The sequence below is a fragment of the Burkholderia sp. Bp8963 genome, assembly GCF_003854275.1.
GTDB lineage: Bacteria > Pseudomonadota > Gammaproteobacteria > Burkholderiales > Burkholderiaceae > Burkholderia.
The window spans coordinates 123,353-140,123 of record NZ_QTQP01000018.1 but is presented as its reverse complement, the minus strand read 5'-3'; the positions used below and the strand labels follow the sequence as shown (position 1 = coordinate 140,123).

General features: G+C 64.8%; 13 protein-coding genes and 1 tRNA gene. 3 read left to right on the top strand and 11 right to left on the bottom strand.

From position 1 onward, the window contains the following. Positions 1-614 precede the first annotated feature (614 nt). The 6 genes from DID96_RS17555 to DID96_RS17530 form a co-directional block, all read right to left on the bottom strand. Positions 615-691: transfer RNA gene (locus DID96_RS17555), tRNA-Ile, on the bottom strand. Between the two features lie 685 nt (positions 692-1,376). Beyond that, positions 1,377-3,794 (bottom strand): RNA polymerase sigma factor RpoD, encoded by a 2,418-nt coding sequence (gene rpoD / locus DID96_RS17550; RefSeq protein ID WP_124600548.1) that lies wholly within the window; start codon positions 3,792-3,794, stop codon positions 1,377-1,379. A 90-nt stretch (positions 3,795-3,884) separates the two neighbouring features. After that, the gene (gene dnaG, locus DID96_RS17545; protein ID WP_124600547.1) at positions 3,885-5,762 is read right to left on the bottom strand and encodes a DNA primase; all 1,878 of its coding nucleotides are present in this window, start codon (positions 5,760-5,762) and stop codon (positions 3,885-3,887) included. Positions 5,763-5,834: 72 nt separating this feature from the next. Continuing rightward, on the bottom strand, positions 5,835-6,281 hold the full coding sequence (locus DID96_RS17540; RefSeq protein ID WP_124600546.1) for a GatB/YqeY domain-containing protein: 447 nt from the start codon (positions 6,279-6,281) through the stop codon (positions 5,835-5,837). Between the two features lie 164 nt (positions 6,282-6,445). Then, positions 6,446-6,658 (bottom strand): 30S ribosomal protein S21, encoded by a 213-nt coding sequence (gene rpsU, locus DID96_RS17535; protein ID WP_006479415.1) that lies wholly within the window; start codon positions 6,656-6,658, stop codon positions 6,446-6,448. A 77-nt stretch (positions 6,659-6,735) separates the two neighbouring features. Next, positions 6,736-7,962: an NAD(P)/FAD-dependent oxidoreductase gene (locus DID96_RS17530; RefSeq protein WP_260463926.1), complete on the bottom strand. Its 1,227-nt coding sequence runs from the start codon at positions 7,960-7,962 to the stop codon at positions 6,736-6,738. A gap of 131 nt (positions 7,963-8,093) precedes the next feature. Between DID96_RS17530 and tsaD the strand changes: the two genes are divergently transcribed. After that, a complete protein-coding gene (gene tsaD, locus DID96_RS17525) occupies positions 8,094-9,134 on the top strand; it encodes a tRNA (adenosine(37)-N6)-threonylcarbamoyltransferase complex transferase subunit TsaD (RefSeq protein WP_124600544.1) in 1,041 nt (346 codons plus the stop codon). A gap of 108 nt (positions 9,135-9,242) precedes the next feature. On the opposite strand, the gene folE2 is transcribed toward tsaD, so the two are convergent. From folE2 to DID96_RS17505, 4 genes are all read right to left on the bottom strand, one after another. Then, positions 9,243-10,052 (bottom strand): GTP cyclohydrolase FolE2, encoded by an 810-nt coding sequence (gene folE2 / locus DID96_RS17520; protein WP_124600543.1) that lies wholly within the window; start codon positions 10,050-10,052, stop codon positions 9,243-9,245. Positions 10,053-10,209: 157 nt separating this feature from the next. Next, a complete protein-coding gene (gene dxs, locus DID96_RS17515) occupies positions 10,210-12,114 on the bottom strand; it encodes a 1-deoxy-D-xylulose-5-phosphate synthase (protein WP_124600542.1) in 1,905 nt (634 codons plus the stop codon). A gap of 82 nt (positions 12,115-12,196) precedes the next feature. Further along, the gene (locus tag DID96_RS17510; protein ID WP_124600541.1) at positions 12,197-13,081 is read right to left on the bottom strand and encodes a polyprenyl synthetase family protein; all 885 of its coding nucleotides are present in this window, start codon (positions 13,079-13,081) and stop codon (positions 12,197-12,199) included. Continuing rightward, a complete protein-coding gene (locus tag DID96_RS17505; protein WP_124600540.1) occupies positions 13,078-13,371 on the bottom strand; it encodes an exodeoxyribonuclease VII small subunit in 294 nt (97 codons plus the stop codon). The genes DID96_RS17510 and DID96_RS17505 overlap by 4 nt, the downstream gene beginning before the upstream one ends. Before the next feature lie 270 nt (positions 13,372-13,641). Here DID96_RS17505 and DID96_RS17500 point away from each other — a divergent pair, with 270 nt between their 5' ends. After that, complete coding sequence (locus DID96_RS17500; protein ID WP_124600539.1) at positions 13,642-14,748, top strand: aromatic ring-hydroxylating dioxygenase subunit alpha; 1,107 nt, start codon at positions 13,642-13,644, stop codon at positions 14,746-14,748. A 109-nt stretch (positions 14,749-14,857) separates the two neighbouring features. After that, on the top strand, positions 14,858-15,727 hold the full coding sequence (locus DID96_RS17495; protein ID WP_124600538.1) for a sulfurtransferase: 870 nt from the start codon (positions 14,858-14,860) through the stop codon (positions 15,725-15,727). Between the two features lie 51 nt (positions 15,728-15,778). Here the strand turns inward: DID96_RS17495 and DID96_RS17490 are convergent, their stop codons facing one another. Beyond that, positions 15,779-16,654: a dienelactone hydrolase family protein gene (locus tag DID96_RS17490; RefSeq protein WP_124600537.1), complete on the bottom strand. Its 876-nt coding sequence runs from the start codon at positions 16,652-16,654 to the stop codon at positions 15,779-15,781. Positions 16,655-16,771 lie beyond the last annotated feature (117 nt).

Genomic DNA, 16,771 nt, shown 5'->3' with positions numbered 1-16,771 from the left:
TCTTGGCCAAATCAAGTCCGATTGCGCTAATCTTGTCCATGACGCCTCCCCCCACTCAGTGGTTGACCAACACTCCCACTTTGGCACTTCTGATGCCGCCGTGGGCGGGAGGCGTCCATTTCATTAGTCAAGGTTGAGGACCTGAACCGGGCGAGGAGGAGTGCCTTGGCGTTGCGGATGGATACCTCCCGGTGGAACTCGGGGTTGGCCGTGCTGCCGCCAGGCTCCCGGGTTCCCGTCCGTGCGACTGGAGGAGTCGATAGCGGACAGGCGTCAAAGAAAAAGGCGAGGGAGGGGTGCGGGCAACACGGTCCATTGCCCCTTGATGCCTGTCCGATATCTGCTACGGTCGCGGGTCAAGGGCGGGAAGCTGGGAGTCGGGTGCATACCATGCCGCGGGCTGACCGGGCTCTGGGGAGGCCGCGCTCGCATAGAAGACAACGGGCTCGTGCTACCGCACCAGGGATCGTCAGTGGAGAGGTTTTCTTGCGCAGCGCCTCCAAACGCTGTAGGTTGTTACTACCCATCCGAGTAAACCTTCGTCGTTGGAAGCGTGTCTAGCCTGTTGTGCTTCCCTTTCACCCCGCATTACCGAGGTCGTATGTAGGGTAATTTGGTGGGCCCGGCCGGATTTGAACCGGCGACCAATCGATTATGAGTCGACTGCTACTAACCGCTGAGCTACAGGCCCACTGTTTCCACTACAAAGGTACTACCACAACTCCGTCGCCGACTTTAGGTGGACCTGTTACCAGCTCCATCTATTGCCACGATATATTCGATACCCTGATTGTATCGTTTTAGGGATCACTCCCCTTAGGCGATCCCATGGTTAACGCACAAACGTGCCCTGGGTTTAGGTGCCCATTTCATCCATTTCTTCCGACTCGGAAGCCCGTGTCAGGATGGAGCTTCCAGGGCGTTCATAATCGCCACCCTAGACTTCCTGACCTCAGACGTAAAACTGTAGCGTCTGAGGGTTAGCGAATCATACCCCGGTAGGATTCGGGTTCAAGCAATACAGCCTTCACCGTGTCCAGCCTAGCTGACAGACCTCTTGGAAGCACAGCTTCTTCCTAATCTGCCTTTTCACGACATGCTGCAGTCCCCTCTCGGTTTCCCGATTAGGTAAGTCGCTGCTTTAGCCACAACTGCTCCTGTGGCGCAACTAACGTTACAACGTTTGTGCGCCCTATCCATGGCGCACTTATGAGTCGACTGCTCTAACCGCTGAGCTACAGGCCCTGATGAGAGAACAACAGAGAGCTACACGCTAGCCGGGCAACGACGCCGGGCCGGCATTGTAACAATAAAAGGGACAAACGCCACCGGTACCGTGTCGATACCGGTGGCGTTCAGAGGGGAAACGCCGTAAATCAGTTCCCTTCGAGGAACGACTTCAGCTTGTCGGAACGGCTCGGGTGACGCAGCTTGCGCAGCGCCTTCGCCTCGATCTGACGGATCCGCTCACGCGTGACGTCGAACTGCTTGCCGACTTCTTCGAGCGTGTGATCGGTGCTCATCTCGATACCGAAACGCATCCGCAGCACCTTCGCCTCACGCGGCGTCAGCGAATCGAGCACGTCCTTCACGACGTCGCGCATGCTCGCATGCAGCGCGGCATCCGCCGGCGCGACCGTGTTGTTGTCCTCGATGAAGTCGCCGAGATGGGAATCGTCGTCGTCACCGATCGGCGTTTCCATCGAGATCGGCTCCTTCGCGATCTTCATGATCTTGCGGATCTTGTCTTCCGGCATCTCCATCTTCTCAGCGAGCGTTGCCGGATCCGGCTCGAGACCGGTTTCCTGCAGGATCTGCCGCGAGATGCGGTTCATCTTGTTGATCGTCTCGATCATGTGAACCGGAATCCGGATCGTGCGCGCCTGGTCCGCGATCGAACGCGTGATGGCCTGGCGGATCCACCACGTCGCATACGTCGAGAACTTGTAGCCGCGACGGTATTCGAACTTGTCCACCGCCTTCATCAGGCCGATGTTGCCTTCCTGGATCAGGTCCAGGAACTGCAGGCCGCGGTTCGTGTACTTCTTCGCGATCGAGATCACGAGACGCAGGTTCGCCTCGGTCATTTCACGCTTCGCCTGGCGCGCCTTCAGTTCGCCGGCCGCCATCTGGCGGTTGGTTTCCTTCAGGTCCTTCAGCGGCAGCACGACGCGCGCCTGCAGGTCGAGCAGGCGCTGCTGCTGTTCGCGGATCGCCGGGATGTTGCGCGACAGCACTGCGCTATACGAATGCCCTTCGGCTGCAACCTTCTCCGCCCAGTCGAGATCCGTCTCGCTGCCCGGGAAGCGCGCGATGAATTCCGAGCGCGGCATCCCGCACTTGTCGACGACGATATGCAGGATCTGGCGCTCGACCTGACGCACCTCGTCCACCTGCGCACGCAGCGTGTCGCACAGGCGCTCGACGGTACGCGCGGTGAAGCGGATCGTCATCAGCTCGGTCTGGATCGTTTCCTGCGCCTTCAGGTAGGCCTTCGACTTGTAGCCTTCCTTCTCGAACGCGCGGCGCATCTTGTCGAACCATTCGCTGATCTGCGCGAATTTCTCGAGCGACGCGCGCTTCAGCGCCTCGAGCTGGGCAGCGTTCGCCGACGCCTGCGCGGCGCCGTCGTCCTCTTCCTCTTCTTCCTCTTCTTCCTCTTCCTCGTCGGCGTCTTCGTCCTCGTTCTCGATCTCCTCCGCATCCTTCGCGGAGAAGCCGTCCGTGTCGGCGCCGCCCGCCGCATTCGGATCGATCAGGCCGTCGACGAGCTCGTCGACGCGGCTCTCTTCGTTCGCGACGCGCTCGGCCATCGCGAGGATGTCGGCGATCGTCGTCGGGCACGCGGAGATCGCCATCACCATGTGGCGCAGGCCGTCCTCGATCCGCTTCGCGATCTCGATTTCGCCTTCGCGCGTGAGCAGCTCGACCGTGCCCATCTCGCGCATGTACATCCGCACCGGATCGGTCGTGCGGCCGAACTCTGAATCGACGGTGGACAGCGCAACTTCCGCCTCCTCTTCGACTTCGTCGTCCGACGACGCGGCCGGCGCGTTGTCGTTCAGCAGCAGCGTCTCCGCGTCCGGCGCCTGCTCATAGACCGCGACGCCCATGTCGTTGAACGTGCCGATGATGCCTTCGAGGGCTTCGGTCTCGGTGAAGTTGTCCGGCAGGTGGTCGTTGATTTCGGCATACGTGAGGAAGCCGCGCTCCTTGCCGAGCTTGATCAGCGCGCGCAGCTTCACGCGGCGCTCTTCGATTTCCTCGGCCGTGCCGGGCGTGCTCGTCGCGAACGCTTCCTTCAGCAGCGCCTTCTCCTTGGCGCGACGATCGCGCACCTTGGATTTGCCCGTAGCAGCCGCAGCAGGCTGCTCGTCGCTCTGATTTGCGTCGTCTTCGACGGATACTTCGTTCAGCTTTTTAGTCATGGAGTTCGCCGTACCGGCTAATTCGACTCGCGGCTGCTGGACGACAGCCGGTTGAACCGTGGGTGCATGAGTAGTACGTGCTGCCGTTTCGTCCGCCGCGACAGCCGTGTCCCTTGCGCTTCTCGCACTTGCCCGCTTCGCCGCCGGCATGGCCGGCCCGGAGTCGGGTCTCGCGGCAGCCCGTGTTCCGGCTGCCGACGCCGGCGCAGCCTGAGCAGTGCCGGCTGCGGTTTTCTTTCTTGCAGGAGCCGATGTGGCGGAAGACACTGTCCTGGTGGAAGAAGCAGACCTGGCCGCTGTGACCTTCGTGGTCGGCTCCGTCGAGCCTTTGCCTGTCGCTTTCTTTCCGCCTGTCGTCTTTGCCATTGCGAATCTCGCCTCTGTGCTTAGAAAACAAACCGCTGGAAACCTTATATTATAGCACGCGGGGTAGCCCTCTCCTGGCGCCCCGCCTGCCTACAGCCCGAGCCGACGCTTCATGTCGGTTCGCTGCTGGTTCAATTCCGTCAATTCGGCCAATTCCTCCGGGGTGAACGCGGATTGCCGCGAAAGCCGGTCGAGCCGGTCGCAACATGCGTCGTAGCGCATCTTGAGCACCGCCGCGTGCAGTTCCTCCCCCGCAATCCGCTCCTGCTCGCGCTGCCGCTCGGCCACCAACTCGTCGTCCGGATTCTGTAACAGCAAATCGCGGACGTTTTCATCATAGTCCAGAATTTCGCGGAAGATTTCCTCGTAAGTCGCCGCGTTCGAGGACGTGCGCAGCACATCCGACAACAATCTGAACTCCGCCCCGTCGCCCAGCGCACGCGCGTGCTCGACGACTTCGCCGAACAGTTCCCCGATGCGCGGCAGTGCCCGCAACGTCGCAACCTGCTCGTCGTCGAGCTGCGTGCCGATGCGCGGATGCATCACGAGGTTGCGCAGCGCACGCTTCTCGTTGTCCGTCACGCGGCGCCGCTCGCTGCGCGCGGGCGCCTGGCGCGGCGGCGCGGCGATCCGCGCATCGACGTCGGACAGCCCCGCCACCTCTTCGAACGGAATGTCGAGACGGTCGGCGATCATGTGCATGATCTGCGCCCGCAACGCATTCGCTGGCAGCGCCTGCAACATCGGCTTTGCATCGAACAGCGCCTTCGCGCGGCCTTCCGGCTGGTCGAGCGCCTTGCCGGCGATCGCCTCGTTCAGCAGGAACTGCGACAGCGGCATTGCGCGCTCGACCTGATCGGAAAACGCGTCGGCGCCGAATTCGCGCACGTAGCTGTCCGGATCGTGTTCGGTCGGCAGGAAAAGGAACCGGATCGTCCGGTTGTCCGCCGCATGCGGCAGGCACGCCTCGAGCGCACGCCGCGCCGCGCGGCGCCCGGCCGAGTCGCCGTCGAAACTGAAGATCACCGTGTCGGTCTGCCGCAGCAGCTTCTGCACGTGGATCGGCGTACAGGCCGTGCCGAGCGTCGCAACCGCGTTCGGAAAACCGAGCTGCGCGAGCGCGACGACGTCCATGTAGCCTTCGACGACGAGCACATACTTGCGCTCGCGAATCGCGAGTCGCGCCTCGAACAGCCCGTAAAGTTCGCTGCCCTTGTTAAATAGCGGCGTTTCCGGCGAATTCAAATATTTCGGCTCGCCGCTGCCCAGCACGCGGCCGCCGAAGCCGATCACCTGCCCCTTCACGTTGCGGATCGGGAACATGATCCGCTCGCGGAACCGGTCGTAGCGCCGTGCAACGCCCTGCGCGTCGGTCTTCTCGCTGACGATCACGAGCCCGGACTCGACGAGCGCGTCGTCCCGATAGTCCGGGAACGCCGTTTCGAGGTTCTGCCAGCCGTCCGGCGCATAGCCGAGCCCGAACCGGGCCGCAACCTCACCGGTCAGCCCCCGTTTCTTCAGGTACTGGATCGCCTCCGGTGCGCCGCGCAGCTGTTTGCGGTAGTAATCGCAAGCCACGGCCATCACGTCGGACAGCGCGGTCGCAACCGATTTCGAAACCGCCGGCTGCGCCGGATAATCGCCACCGCCGACCCCGCCGCCACGCATCGGGGACGGCTCGTGCGGCACCGACAGGCCGACCGACTGCGCGAGCTCCTGCACGGCTTCCGGGAACGTCAGGCCCGCATGCTCCATCAGGAAGCCGATCGCCGTGCCATGCGCGCCGCAGCCGAAGCAGTGATAGAACTGCTTGGTCGGGCTGACGGTGAACGACGGGCTCTTTTCGTTGTGAAACGGGCACAGCCCCATGAAATTGGCGCCGCCCTTCTTGAGCTGCACGTAGCGGCCCACCACGTCGACGATATCGACGCGGTTCAGCAAATCCTGCAGGAACGAATGCGGAATCACCGGGGGATAGAACGGAAAAAGACAATGCGACGCCCCGGCGCGCGCGATGCTCGCGCACGCCGGGCACGGGTTTTACTTGGACAGCGCGGCCTTGACGAGCGCGGATACGGCGGTCATGTCTGCGCGGCCCGCGAGCTTGCCCTTCAGCACGCCCATCACCTTGCCCATGTCCTGCGGACCGGCTGCGCCCGTCTGCGCGACCGCGGCCTGCACTTCGGCGGCCACTTCGGCCTCCGACAGCTGCTGGGGCATGTAGCCGCTCAGCACGTTCAGCTCGGCCTGCTCCTTCGCGACCAGGTCGTCGCGGCCCGCCGCCTGGAACTGGCTGATCGAATCCTTGCGCTGCTTGATCATCTTGTCGATCACCGCCGTTACCGCGGCATCGTCGAGCGTGATCTGCTCGTCGACCTCACGTTGCTTGATCGCGGCCATCAGCAGGCGAATCGTCGCGAGGCGCTCGGTGTCCTTCGCGCGCATCGCGGTCTTCATGTCTTCGCTGATCTGCTCTTTCAAACTCATCTTTCACCCGGGAATGGAAACGTGAATCCGACGCCCGCCAACGGACGTCAACACAAAAACCCGCTTGGGACACTGTCTCAAGCGGGTTGCTCGAATCCGGCATCGGCGACTCGCACGGGAGCCGCCGGTGCGCCGCTCAGCGAACCGCGCGGCGCAAACATCGTTCAGTACAGCTTCTTCGGCAGCGTCTGGCTGCGGATGCGCTTGTAATGACGCTTCACTGCTGCGGCCTTCTTGCGCTTGCGCTCGGCCGTCGGCTTCTCGTAGAACTCCCGCGCACGCAGTTCGGTCAGCAGACCGTTCTTCTCGATCGTGCGCTTGAAGCGACGCATGGCAACTTCAAACGGCTCGTTTTCTTTAACGCGAATGATCGTCATGACCCGACACGCAAAAAAAGGTTTGCAGGGAAAGATTATTGAGTATAGCAGACCCTTTACACAAGGACATTAGCGCGTCAAGCGCCGCGCGCGAACTCCGCGGCCGCCTGCCCGGCCGCCACGCCGGATGCCCACGCCCACTGGAAGTTGTAGCCGCCGAGCCAGCCCGTCACGTCGACCGCCTCGCCGACGAAGAAGAGCCCCGGCACCCGCGCACTCATCATCGTCGCCGACGACAGCTCGCGCGTATCCACGCCGCCTTTCGTCACCTCGGCCTTCTTGTAGCCCTCGGTGCCGTTCGGCGTCAGCGTCCAGCCGCCGAGCGCGTCGCCGATCTGGCGCAGCGTCTTGTCCGGCAGGTCGGCCAGCCGCGCATCGGCAGCCACGCGATGCGTGTCGAGCCACACATGCGCGAGCCGTGACGGCACCCAGTCCGCGAGCAGCGAGCCGATCTGCCGCTTCGACCCGCGCTTGGCCTCGATCAGGTCGGCCACCGCGTCGCGCTGCGGCAGCAAGTCGACGCGAATCGGCTCGCCCGGCTGCCAGTAGCTCGAAATTTGCAGGATGCCCGGCCCCGACAGGCCGCGATGCGTGAGCAGCAGGTCCTCGACGAATTCCCCGCCGCGCTTGCGGTCGCCGGTCGACACGCGCACCTCGAGCGCCACGCCGGACAGCGCGGCAAACGGCTCCCAGTCCTGCACCGCAAACGTCAGCGGCACCAGCGCGGGCCGCGTATCGACGAGCTTGTGACCGAACTGCTTCGCGATCCGGTAGCCGAAGTCGGTCGCGCCGATCTTCGGGATCGACAGGCCGCCCGTCGCGATGATCAGCGCGCGCGCGGCAATCTGTCCGGCCTGCGTGTCGAGCGTGAAGCCGTCCGCCGGCGCGTGGCGCACCGCATCGACGACGACCGGCCGGCGCCACGCAATGCCGCCGCCGTCGCACTCGCTCTTCAGCACATCGATGATCGCGTCGCTGCCGTGGTCGCAGAACAGCTGGCCCTTGTGTTTTTCGTGCCAGGTCACGTGATGGCGCTTGAGCAGCCCGAGGAAGTCCCGCGGCGTGTAGCGGGCGAGCGCCGAACGGGCGAAATGCGGATTGGCCGACAGGTAGTTGTCGGGGCCCGCGTACAGGTTGGTGAAGTTGCAGCGGCCGCCGCCGGAGATGCGGATCTTCTCGGCCAGGCGCGGCGCATGATCGACCAGCACCACGCGGCGGCCGAGCTGCCCGGCGACCGCGGCGCTCATCATGCCGGCGGCGCCCGCGCCGATCACGGCGATATCGTAGGTTTCCATGGCGCGGATTGTACCCGGCCCGTGCCCGGCCCGTGCCCGGCCTGTACCGGGCCAGCGGCGCAGCGCGTCGCCCTGCTATACTTTTCGGTTACGTTGACATTCCGGCGTCGTCCGCAACACGGCACGCCCTGCCCCACACCATGCTCGTTCTCGGCATCGAAAGCTCCTGTGACGAAACCGGCCTCGCGCTCTACGACACGCAGCGCGGATTGCTCGCGCACGCGCTCCACTCGCAGATCGCGATGCACCGCGACTACGGCGGCGTCGTGCCCGAGCTCGCGTCGCGCGACCATATCCGCCGCGCGCTGCCGCTGCTCGAGGAGGTGATCGAGAAAAGCGGCACGCGGCGCGAAGAGATCGACGCGATCGCGTTCACGCAAGGTCCAGGGCTCGCCGGCGCGCTGCTCGTCGGCGCGAGCATCGCGAATGCACTCGCGCTGGCCTGGAACAAGCCGACCGTCGGCATTCATCACCTCGAAGGCCACCTGCTGTCGCCGCTGCTCGTCGCGGAGCCGCCGTCGTTCCCGTTCGTCGCGCTGCTCGTGTCGGGCGGCCACACGCAATTGATGCGCGTGACCGACGTCGGCGTCTACGAGACGCTCGGCGAGACACTCGACGACGCAGCCGGCGAAGCGTTCGACAAGACCGCGAAGCTGATCGGCCTCGGCTACCCGGGTGGCCCTGAAGTGTCGAAGCTCGCGGAATCCGGCACGCCGGGCGCCGTCGTGCTGCCGCGCCCGATGCTGCATTCCGGCGATCTCGACTTCAGCTTCAGCGGACTGAAAACCGCCGTGCTGACGCAGATGAAGAAGTTCGAGGCCGCGAAGCTGTCCGGCGATGCGCTCGAACGCGCGAAGGCCGATCTCGCACGCGGTTTCGTCGACGCGGCCGTCGACGTGCTCGTCGCGAAATCGCTCGCGGCGCTCAAGAAGACGAAACTCAAGCGCCTCGTCGTCGCGGGCGGTGTCGGCGCGAACCGCCAGTTGCGCGACGCACTGTCGGCCGCAGCCGCGAAGCGCGGCTTCGACGTGCACTACCCCGACCTCGCGCTTTGCACCGACAACGGCGCGATGATCGCGCTCGCCGGCGCGCTGCGGCTCGCACGCTGGCCCGAGCAGGCCAATGCCGACTACGCGTTCACCGTGAAGCCGCGCTGGGATCTCGCATCGCTTGCGCGTTGAGCGCAGCCGCACACGTCGATCCGCATAGCGCGCCGCGCATGTGAAGAAAAGGCCGCTCGAACGAGCGGCCTTTTTGCCGATGCGGGACGGCGCGTCGCGTGTCGCGCGTTATGCGGCCAGCCGCTTGTCGCGCTCGATCAGCGCATACGCGCTGTGGTTGTGGATCGACTCGAAGTTCTCGGCCTCGAGCACGTATGCAACGATGCGCTCGTCGCGATCCAGCCGCTGCGCGACGTCACGCACGAGATCCTCGACGAACTTCGGATTCTCGTACGCGCGCTCGGTCACGAACTTCTCGTCCGGGCGCTTCAGCAGGCCCCACAGTTCGCACGACGCCTCTTCCTCGGCCATCCGGATCAGCGCCTCGACCGGCACGTCGGCCGCCAGCTCCGCATCGATCGTCACGTGCGAGCGCTGGTTGTGCGCGCCATACTGCGAGATCTTCTTCGAGCACGGGCACAGGCTCGTGACCGGCACCAGCACCTTCAGGAACAGGCGCGTCGCGCCGCCGCGGCTTTCGCCCGCGAGCGTCACTTCGTAGTCCAGCAGACTCTGGACGCCCGACACCGGCGCCGTCTTGTTCACGAAATACGGGAACGTCACCTCGATACGCCCAGCCTCGGCCTCGAGCTTCTCCAGCATCGATGCGAGCATCGTGCGAAACAGCTCGGTCGTCAGCGGCGTGCGATGCTCTTCGAGCAGCGCGACGAAACGCGACATGTGCGTGCCCTTCTGGTCGGCAGGCAGATGGACGTCGAGGTTCCAGAGGCCGACGGTCGGCTGCACGTCACCGCTCTCGGTGCGCACCGTCAACGGATGCCGGACCGCCTTCACGCCCACGCGCTGAATCGGAATCTGACGGGTATCCACCGTGCTCTGCACGTCGGGCATCACGAAGGCGGGATTCATCTGGTTCATCTTGTTCAATCCTTATAAGCCGCGCGCTCGACTACACGCGCGCCGCCGCAAGCGGCATGCCGGAAAAACAACATGGGCCCGCAGGCCCATGTTTTCCGCATCAATGAAAGACCGGGTTTCGCCAGTCGCGTCGACGCCGCCAACTGGCGGCGCCGGCTTACGCGACGCGCTTGGCCTGGTCGGCGACGGCAGCCGCCGGATTCAGGAAGCGTTCGCGAATCGATTTCGCGATGCCCGCGCCGTCGAGGCCGCATTGCGACAGCAGCTTCGCGGGGTCACCGTGATCGATGAAGCGGTCAGGGAGGCCCAATTGTAGTACGGGTCGGATAACCCCACTCTCCATCAGGGCTTCCACGCATGCGGAACCCGCACCGCCCATCACGCAGCCTTCCTCGGCCGTCACGAGGTAATCGTGCGTCTCGGCCAGTTCGCGCACGAGTTCGGCGTCGATCGGCTTCACGAAGCGCATGTTCGCAACGGTCGCGTCGAGCTCCTCGGCCGCGGCCAGCGACGGTGCAACCATCGTGCCGAACGCGAGGATCGCAATGCGCTTGCCTTCCGGCTGCGACGTGCGGCGGCGCACTTCGCCCTTGCCGACCGGGATCTCGGTGAACTCCTTCACCGTCGGCACGCCGGCGCCCGCGCCGCGCGGATAGCGCACCGCGGTCGTGTTCGGCTGCTGCAGCGCGGTGTGCAGCATCTGGCGGCATTCGTTCTCGTCGGATGCAGCCATGATCGTCATGTTCGGAATGCAGCGCATGAACGCGAGATCGTACGCGCCCGCGTGCGTCGCGCCGTCGGCGCCGACGAGGCCCGCGCGGTCGATCGCGAACACGACCGGCAGGTTCTGCAGCGCGACGTCGTGAATCAGCTGGTCGTACCCGCGTTGCAGGAACGTCGAGTAGATCGCAACGACAGGCTTCAGCCCTTCGGTTGCAAGGCCGCCCGCGAACGTCACCGCATGCTGCTCCGCGATGCCGACGTCGTAATAGCGATCCTTGAAGCGCTTCTCGAACTCGACCATGCCCGAGCCTTCGCGCATCGCGGGCGTGATGCCGACGACGCGCGAATCGCGCTCGGCCTCGTCGCACAGCCATTCGCCGAACACCTGCGTGTAGGTCTTCTTCGCGGGCGTCGCCGACGGCTTGATGCCTTCCGCCGGATTGAACTTGCCCGGGCCGTGGTAGAGCACCGGATCGGCCTCGGCGAGCTTGTAGCCCTGGCCTTTCTTGGTCACCACGTGCAGGAACTGCGGACCGCGCAGTTCCTTGATGTTCTGCAGCGTCGGGATCAGCGAGTCGAGATCGTGCCCGTCGATCGGCCCGATGTAGTTGAAGCCGAACTCCTCGAACAGCGTCGCGGGCACGACCATGCCCTTCGCATGCTCCTCGAGCTTGCGCGCGAGCTCGAGCACCGGCGGCGCGACGCTCAGCACGCGTTCGACGCCCGCGCGCGCGGCCGCATAGAAGCGGCCCGACATCAGGCGGGCGAGGTGGCGGTTCAGCGCGCCGACCGGCGGCGAAATCGACATGTCGTTGTCGTTGAGGATCACGAGCAGCTTCGCGTCCTCGGACACGCCGGCGTTGTTCATCGCCTCGAACGCCATGCCGGCCGTCATCGCGCCATCGCCGATCACCGCGATCGAGAAGCGGTCGTCGCCGTTCAGCTGGCTGCCGATCGCCATGCCGAGCGCGGCCGAGATCGACGTGCTCGAGTGCGCGGTGCCGAACGTGTCGTACTCCGATTCGGTCCGGCGCGGGAAGCCCGAGATGCCGTCGAGCTGGCGCAGCGAGTGCATCTGGTCGCGGCGGCCGGTCAGGATCTTGTGCGGATAGGTCTGGTGACCCACATCCCAGACGATACGGTCGTTCGGCGTGTTGAACACGTAGTGCAACGCGATCGTCAGCTCGACCGTCCCGAGATTGGACGACAAGTGGCCGCCCGTCTTCGACACGCTGTCGAGCACGAACGCACGCAGCTCGTCGGCGAGCGGTTGCAGTTGACGGCGATCAAGACGGCGCAGATCGGCCGGATCGTCGATAGTTTTCAGCAAGTCGTACATCGTCGTTCCATTGTAGGAAATCAAACGCGCCCGCATTCTGTTGCACACACCCGTAGCGTGTGCGCGGCGGCGGGCTTGCGCGTCAGCTGACCCGGTTCACCACCAGGTCGGCAAGTTCGGCGAGCCGCTGTGCGCGTGCGCCGAACGGTTGCAGCGCGGCGTGCGCTTCGGCACGCAGCTGGGCGGCCAGCTCGCGCGACGCGTCGAGGCCGAGCAGCGACACATAGGTCGGCTTGTCGTTGGCGGCGTCCTTGCCGGCCGTCTTGCCAAGCGTTGCCGAATCGGTCGTGACGTCGAGGATGTCGTCGACGACCTGGAACGCGAGTCCTACCGCCCCAGCATAGACGTCGAGCGCGGCCATCGCTTCCGCGGACGGCGTGTCGCCCGCCAGTGCGCCCATCCGGACGGCGGCACGCAGCAGCGCACCCGTCTTCATCCGGTGCATCGTCTCGAGCTGCTCGCGCGTCAGCTTGATGCCGACGCTCGCCAGATCGATCGCCTGCCCGCCGGCCATGCCGATCGAGCCGCTCGCCAGCGCCAGTTCGCGCACGAGCGCGGCCTGCTGCGCCGGCGCGAGCGCATCGGCGTCGGTCAGCGCGACGAAGGCCTGCGACTGCAGCGCGTCACCGACCAGCAGCGCGGTCGGTTCGTCATATTTGACGTGCACGGTCGGCTTGCCGCGCCGCAGCGCGTCGTCGTCCATGCACGGCATGTCGTCATGCACGAGCGAATAGACGTGGATCATCTCCAGCGCCGCCGCCGCCGCATTGCGCGCCGCTTCCGATGCGCCCGTCAGTTCGCCTGCCGCATGGCACAGCAGCGGGCGAACGCGTTTGCCGCCTCCGAGGACCGCGTAGCGCATCGCTTCGTGGAGTTGCGCGGGCACCACAGTTTCAGCCGGCAGATAGTGGCCGAGTGCGTCCTCGACGCGGTCGAGCACGGACCGCATCCATTGTTCGAATGTCATAGATCGTCGTCTTCGCCGTCCGTGGCGGCCGTTCCGGCCGAAAGCGGCTTCAGGGCCGCGCCGTCGAGCACGCGCACCTGCTGCTCCACTTTTTCGAGTTGCTGTTGGCAAAACGCAACGAGTGCCGCCCCACGGCGATACGCCGCAAGCGAATCCTCGAGACTCAACGCGCCGCCTTCCATCCGGGCAACCAGCGCCTCGAGCTCCGCGAGCGCCATCTCGTAACTGTCCGGCAGCGGTTCGGTGCCGTTGCCGGCCGGCGCGGCGCCAGGGGATGCGGTTTTCGCCATGGACGAAGTGTCAAATTTCAAAACAAGTCGGACATTCTACGGCAAAAGAGAATTTTCCGACCTGCCGACTTGGATCGCCCTGCATCCACTCCCGCCTCATCTCTGTTGCACATTGTCCACCCCCAAATGCGTGCCCGACAAAAAATTGACACAAATCAGGCACTTAATCCTAGCCTTGCTCGGGGATCCGGGTATAATTCCCGGTTTCCCTAAATCGAATTTTCGATGGTTGGGTTGTTCACTGCTTTCACGCTAACACCGGGAGTGGGAATGTCCAATCTGAGCGATGCGCTTCAGTTGAAGTCGGCTCACAGCCAGCTTCCAGTCACTGCATATTTCGATGAGGCGCTGCTTGAGCGCGAGATCGAAACCCTCTTCAAGAAAGGACCTCGTTACGTCGGGCACGAATTGATGGTGCCCGAGGCGGGGGATTATTTTGCGCTGCCTTCCGAACAGGAGGGCCGCGTGCTGGTCCGCAACCCGGCGAACCAGGTCGAACTGCTGTCGAACGTCTGCCGCCACCGGCAGGCGATCATGCTCAACGGGCGCGGCCACACGCAGAACATCGTGTGCCCGCTGCACCGCTGGACGTACGACCTGGAAGGCCAGTTGCTCGGTGCGCCGCACTTCCCCGACAAGCCTTGCCTGAACCTCGGCAAGTCGCCGCTGCAGAACTGGCAGGGGCTGCTGTTCGAGGCGGAGGGCCGCCATGTCGCGCGCGATCTGGCGAACCTCGGCACGAAGCACCACTTCGATTTCTCCGAGTACCTGTTCGATCACGTCGAAGTCCACGAGTGCAACTACAACTGGAAGACGTTCATCGAGGTGTACCTCGAGGATTACCACGTCGTCCCGTTCCACCCGGGTCTCGGCAGCTTCGTGTCGTGCGACGACCTCAAGTGGGAGTTCGGCGACTGGTATAGCGTGCAGACGGTCGGCGTGCACAACGCGCTCGCGAAGCCGGGCAGCGCGACGTACAAGAAGTGGCACGAGCAGGTGCTGAAGTTCCGCAACGGCGAGCCGCCGGAGTTCGGCGCGATCTGGATGGTCTACTACCCGGGCCTGATGATCGAGTGGTATCCGCACGTGCTCGTCGTGTCGTGGCTGATTCCGCGCGGGCCGCAGAAGACGACCAACATCGTCGAGTTCTATTATCCCGAGGAAATCGCGCTGTTCGAACGCGAGTTCGTCGAGGCGGAACGTGCGGCCTATATGGAAACGGCCGTTGAGGACGACGAGATCGCCATGCGCATGGACGCCGGGCGCCGCGCGCTGATGGAGCGCGGCGAATCGCAGGTCGGCCCGTACCAGAGCCCGATGGAAGACGGCATGCAGCACTTCCACGAGTTCCTGCGTCGCCACCTCGGCGACCTCTGACGCCGGCATGCGGTTTCCGCATCACGAGGCATGACGAAAAGACGGGCTCCGGCCCGTCTTTTTTGTTTAGACTTAGTACATCAGGCCGTTTGCTCAATCAGGAGCCGTCATGCCCCATACTCATTACACCACGCTCATCTCCGCGGCCAATCTCGCCGAACGGCTCGCTGCCGCGCCCGGCAGCGTCGCGCTGTTCGACTGCCGCTTCGATCTCGCGGATACCGGTGCGGGCGAAGCTGCGTATACGGCCGGCCACATTGCCGGCGCACAATACCTCCACCTCGACCGCGACCTGTCGGGCCGCAAGACCGGCACCAACGGCCGCCATCCGCTGCCGTCACGCGACGCGCTCGTCGCGACGCTCGCCGATCGCGGGCTCAGGCAGGGGCAGCAGGTCGTCGCGTACGACGCGCAAGGCGGCGCATACGCCGCGCGGCTATGGTGGCTGCTGCGCTGGCTCGGACATGATTCGGTCGCCGTGCTCGACGGCGGGCTGCAAGCATGGGAAGCGGCCGGCCAGCCGCTGACGGTCGAAACGACGCACCCGTCGCGCGGCGATTTCCGCGCGGCGGCGCCGCTTGAATCGACGGTCGACGCGCAGGCTGTGCTCGCAAACCTGACGTCGCGCACGCGAACCGTCATCGATGCGCGCGCACCCGATCGCTATCGCGGCGAGAACGAAACGATCGATCCCGTCGGCGGCCATATCCCCGGCGCGCTCAACCGCTTCTTCAAGGACAACCTGACCGCCGATGGCCGCTTCAAGACCGGCCACGAACTGCGCGAGACCTTCTCGACGCTGCTGGCAGGCATCGATCCGAATCGCGTGATCCTGCAATGCGGTTCCGGCGTGACCGCCTGCCACAATGCGCTCGCGATGGAAGTCGCAGGCCTGCATGGCGCATCGCTGTACCCCGGTTCGTGGAGCGAATGGTGCGCCGACCCGGCACGGCCGGTCGCCACGGGCCCGACGCCGTAACATCGCACCCGGCACACCGACTCGGCGGCGGCGCAAGCCGCCGCTAGCCGTTCACATCACGCCATACTTGTGGAACCACGCGATCGCGCGATTCCAGCCATCCTCGGCATCGGCCTTCACATAGCTCGGCCGGTAGTCGGCAAAGAACGCGTGACCGGCATCCGGATACACGACGAACTCCGATTCGCGCCCGCGCTTCGACGCGCTCGCCTGGATCTTCTCGCGCATGTTCGCAAGCGACGCCTGCGAGATGTTCGTATCCTTCGCACCGTACAGCCCGAGCACCGGCACCTCCAGCGCCGATGCATGATCGACCGGGTTGAACGGCTTCATCTCGTCGGCCTTGCCCTCGACGAACCCGTACCACGCAACCGCCGCGCGCACGTGCGGATTGTGCTCCGCGTACAGCCACGCCTGGCGCCCGCCCCAGCAGAATCCCATCACGCCAACGCGCGACAGGTCGCCGCCATTCTTGCCGGCCCATGCGACGGTCGCATCGAGATCTTCGGTGACCTGCCGGTCCGGCACCTTGCTGACCACATGCTCGTCGAGCGCCTGGATCGACGGATACTTCGATGCATCGCCCTGCCGCGCGAACAGGTCGGGAGCGATCGCCAGATAACCGAGCTTCGCGAAGCGGCGGCAGATGTCGGCAATGTGCGCGTGTACGCCAAAGATTTCGTGAATCACGATCACGACCGGCAGGTTGGTCTTGTCCTGCGGCTGCGCGCGATACGCGGGTACGCTCGCATCGCCCGAACGGATCTCGACGGTGCCCGCGTCCAGCCCGGCACTGTCGGTCGTGATCGTCTGTGCCGACACGGGCAGCACCGCCGCCGCAAAGGTGCCGCCGAGCGCCGCCTGCATGAACTTGCGACGCGAGAACGGAACGTGGGGAACCAGGCTGTCGACTTCAGGTTTCAACATGAATGCACTCCTCGATTAGGCACCGCCGTCACGAACTCGGCATGACGGGGCATCGCGCCGCGTCACGGCGCGTGACGTTGCGGCGATCGGCACGACGCCGCAAACGGAACCCTTACA

Bases quoted from the DNA above. Each gene is read 5' to 3' on its own strand.
- rpoD (WP_124600548.1), bottom strand. From the start codon at position 3,794: ATGGCAAAGACGACAGGCGGAAAGAAAGCGACAGGCAAAGGCTCGACG.
- DID96_RS17540 (WP_124600546.1), bottom strand. From the start codon at position 6,281: ATGAGTTTGAAAGAGCAGATCAGCGAAGACATGAAGACCGCGATGCGC.
- rpsU (WP_006479415.1), bottom strand. From the start codon at position 6,658: ATGACGATCATTCGCGTTAAAGAAAACGAGCCGTTTGAAGTTGCCATG.
- tsaD (WP_124600544.1), top strand. From the start codon at position 8,094: ATGCTCGTTCTCGGCATCGAAAGCTCCTGTGACGAAACCGGCCTCGCG.
- folE2 (WP_124600543.1), bottom strand. From the start codon at position 10,052: ATGAACCAGATGAATCCCGCCTTCGTGATGCCCGACGTGCAGAGCACG.
- dxs (WP_124600542.1), bottom strand. From the start codon at position 12,114: ATGTACGACTTGCTGAAAACTATCGACGATCCGGCCGATCTGCGCCGT.
- DID96_RS17510 (WP_124600541.1), bottom strand. From the start codon at position 13,081: ATGACATTCGAACAATGGATGCGGTCCGTGCTCGACCGCGTCGAGGAC.
- DID96_RS17505 (WP_124600540.1), bottom strand. From the start codon at position 13,371: ATGGCGAAAACCGCATCCCCTGGCGCCGCGCCGGCCGGCAACGGCACC.
- DID96_RS17500 (WP_124600539.1), top strand. From the start codon at position 13,642: ATGTCCAATCTGAGCGATGCGCTTCAGTTGAAGTCGGCTCACAGCCAG.
- DID96_RS17495 (WP_124600538.1), top strand. From the start codon at position 14,858: ATGCCCCATACTCATTACACCACGCTCATCTCCGCGGCCAATCTCGCC.
- DID96_RS17490 (WP_124600537.1), bottom strand. From the start codon at position 16,654: ATGTTGAAACCTGAAGTCGACAGCCTGGTTCCCCACGTTCCGTTCTCG.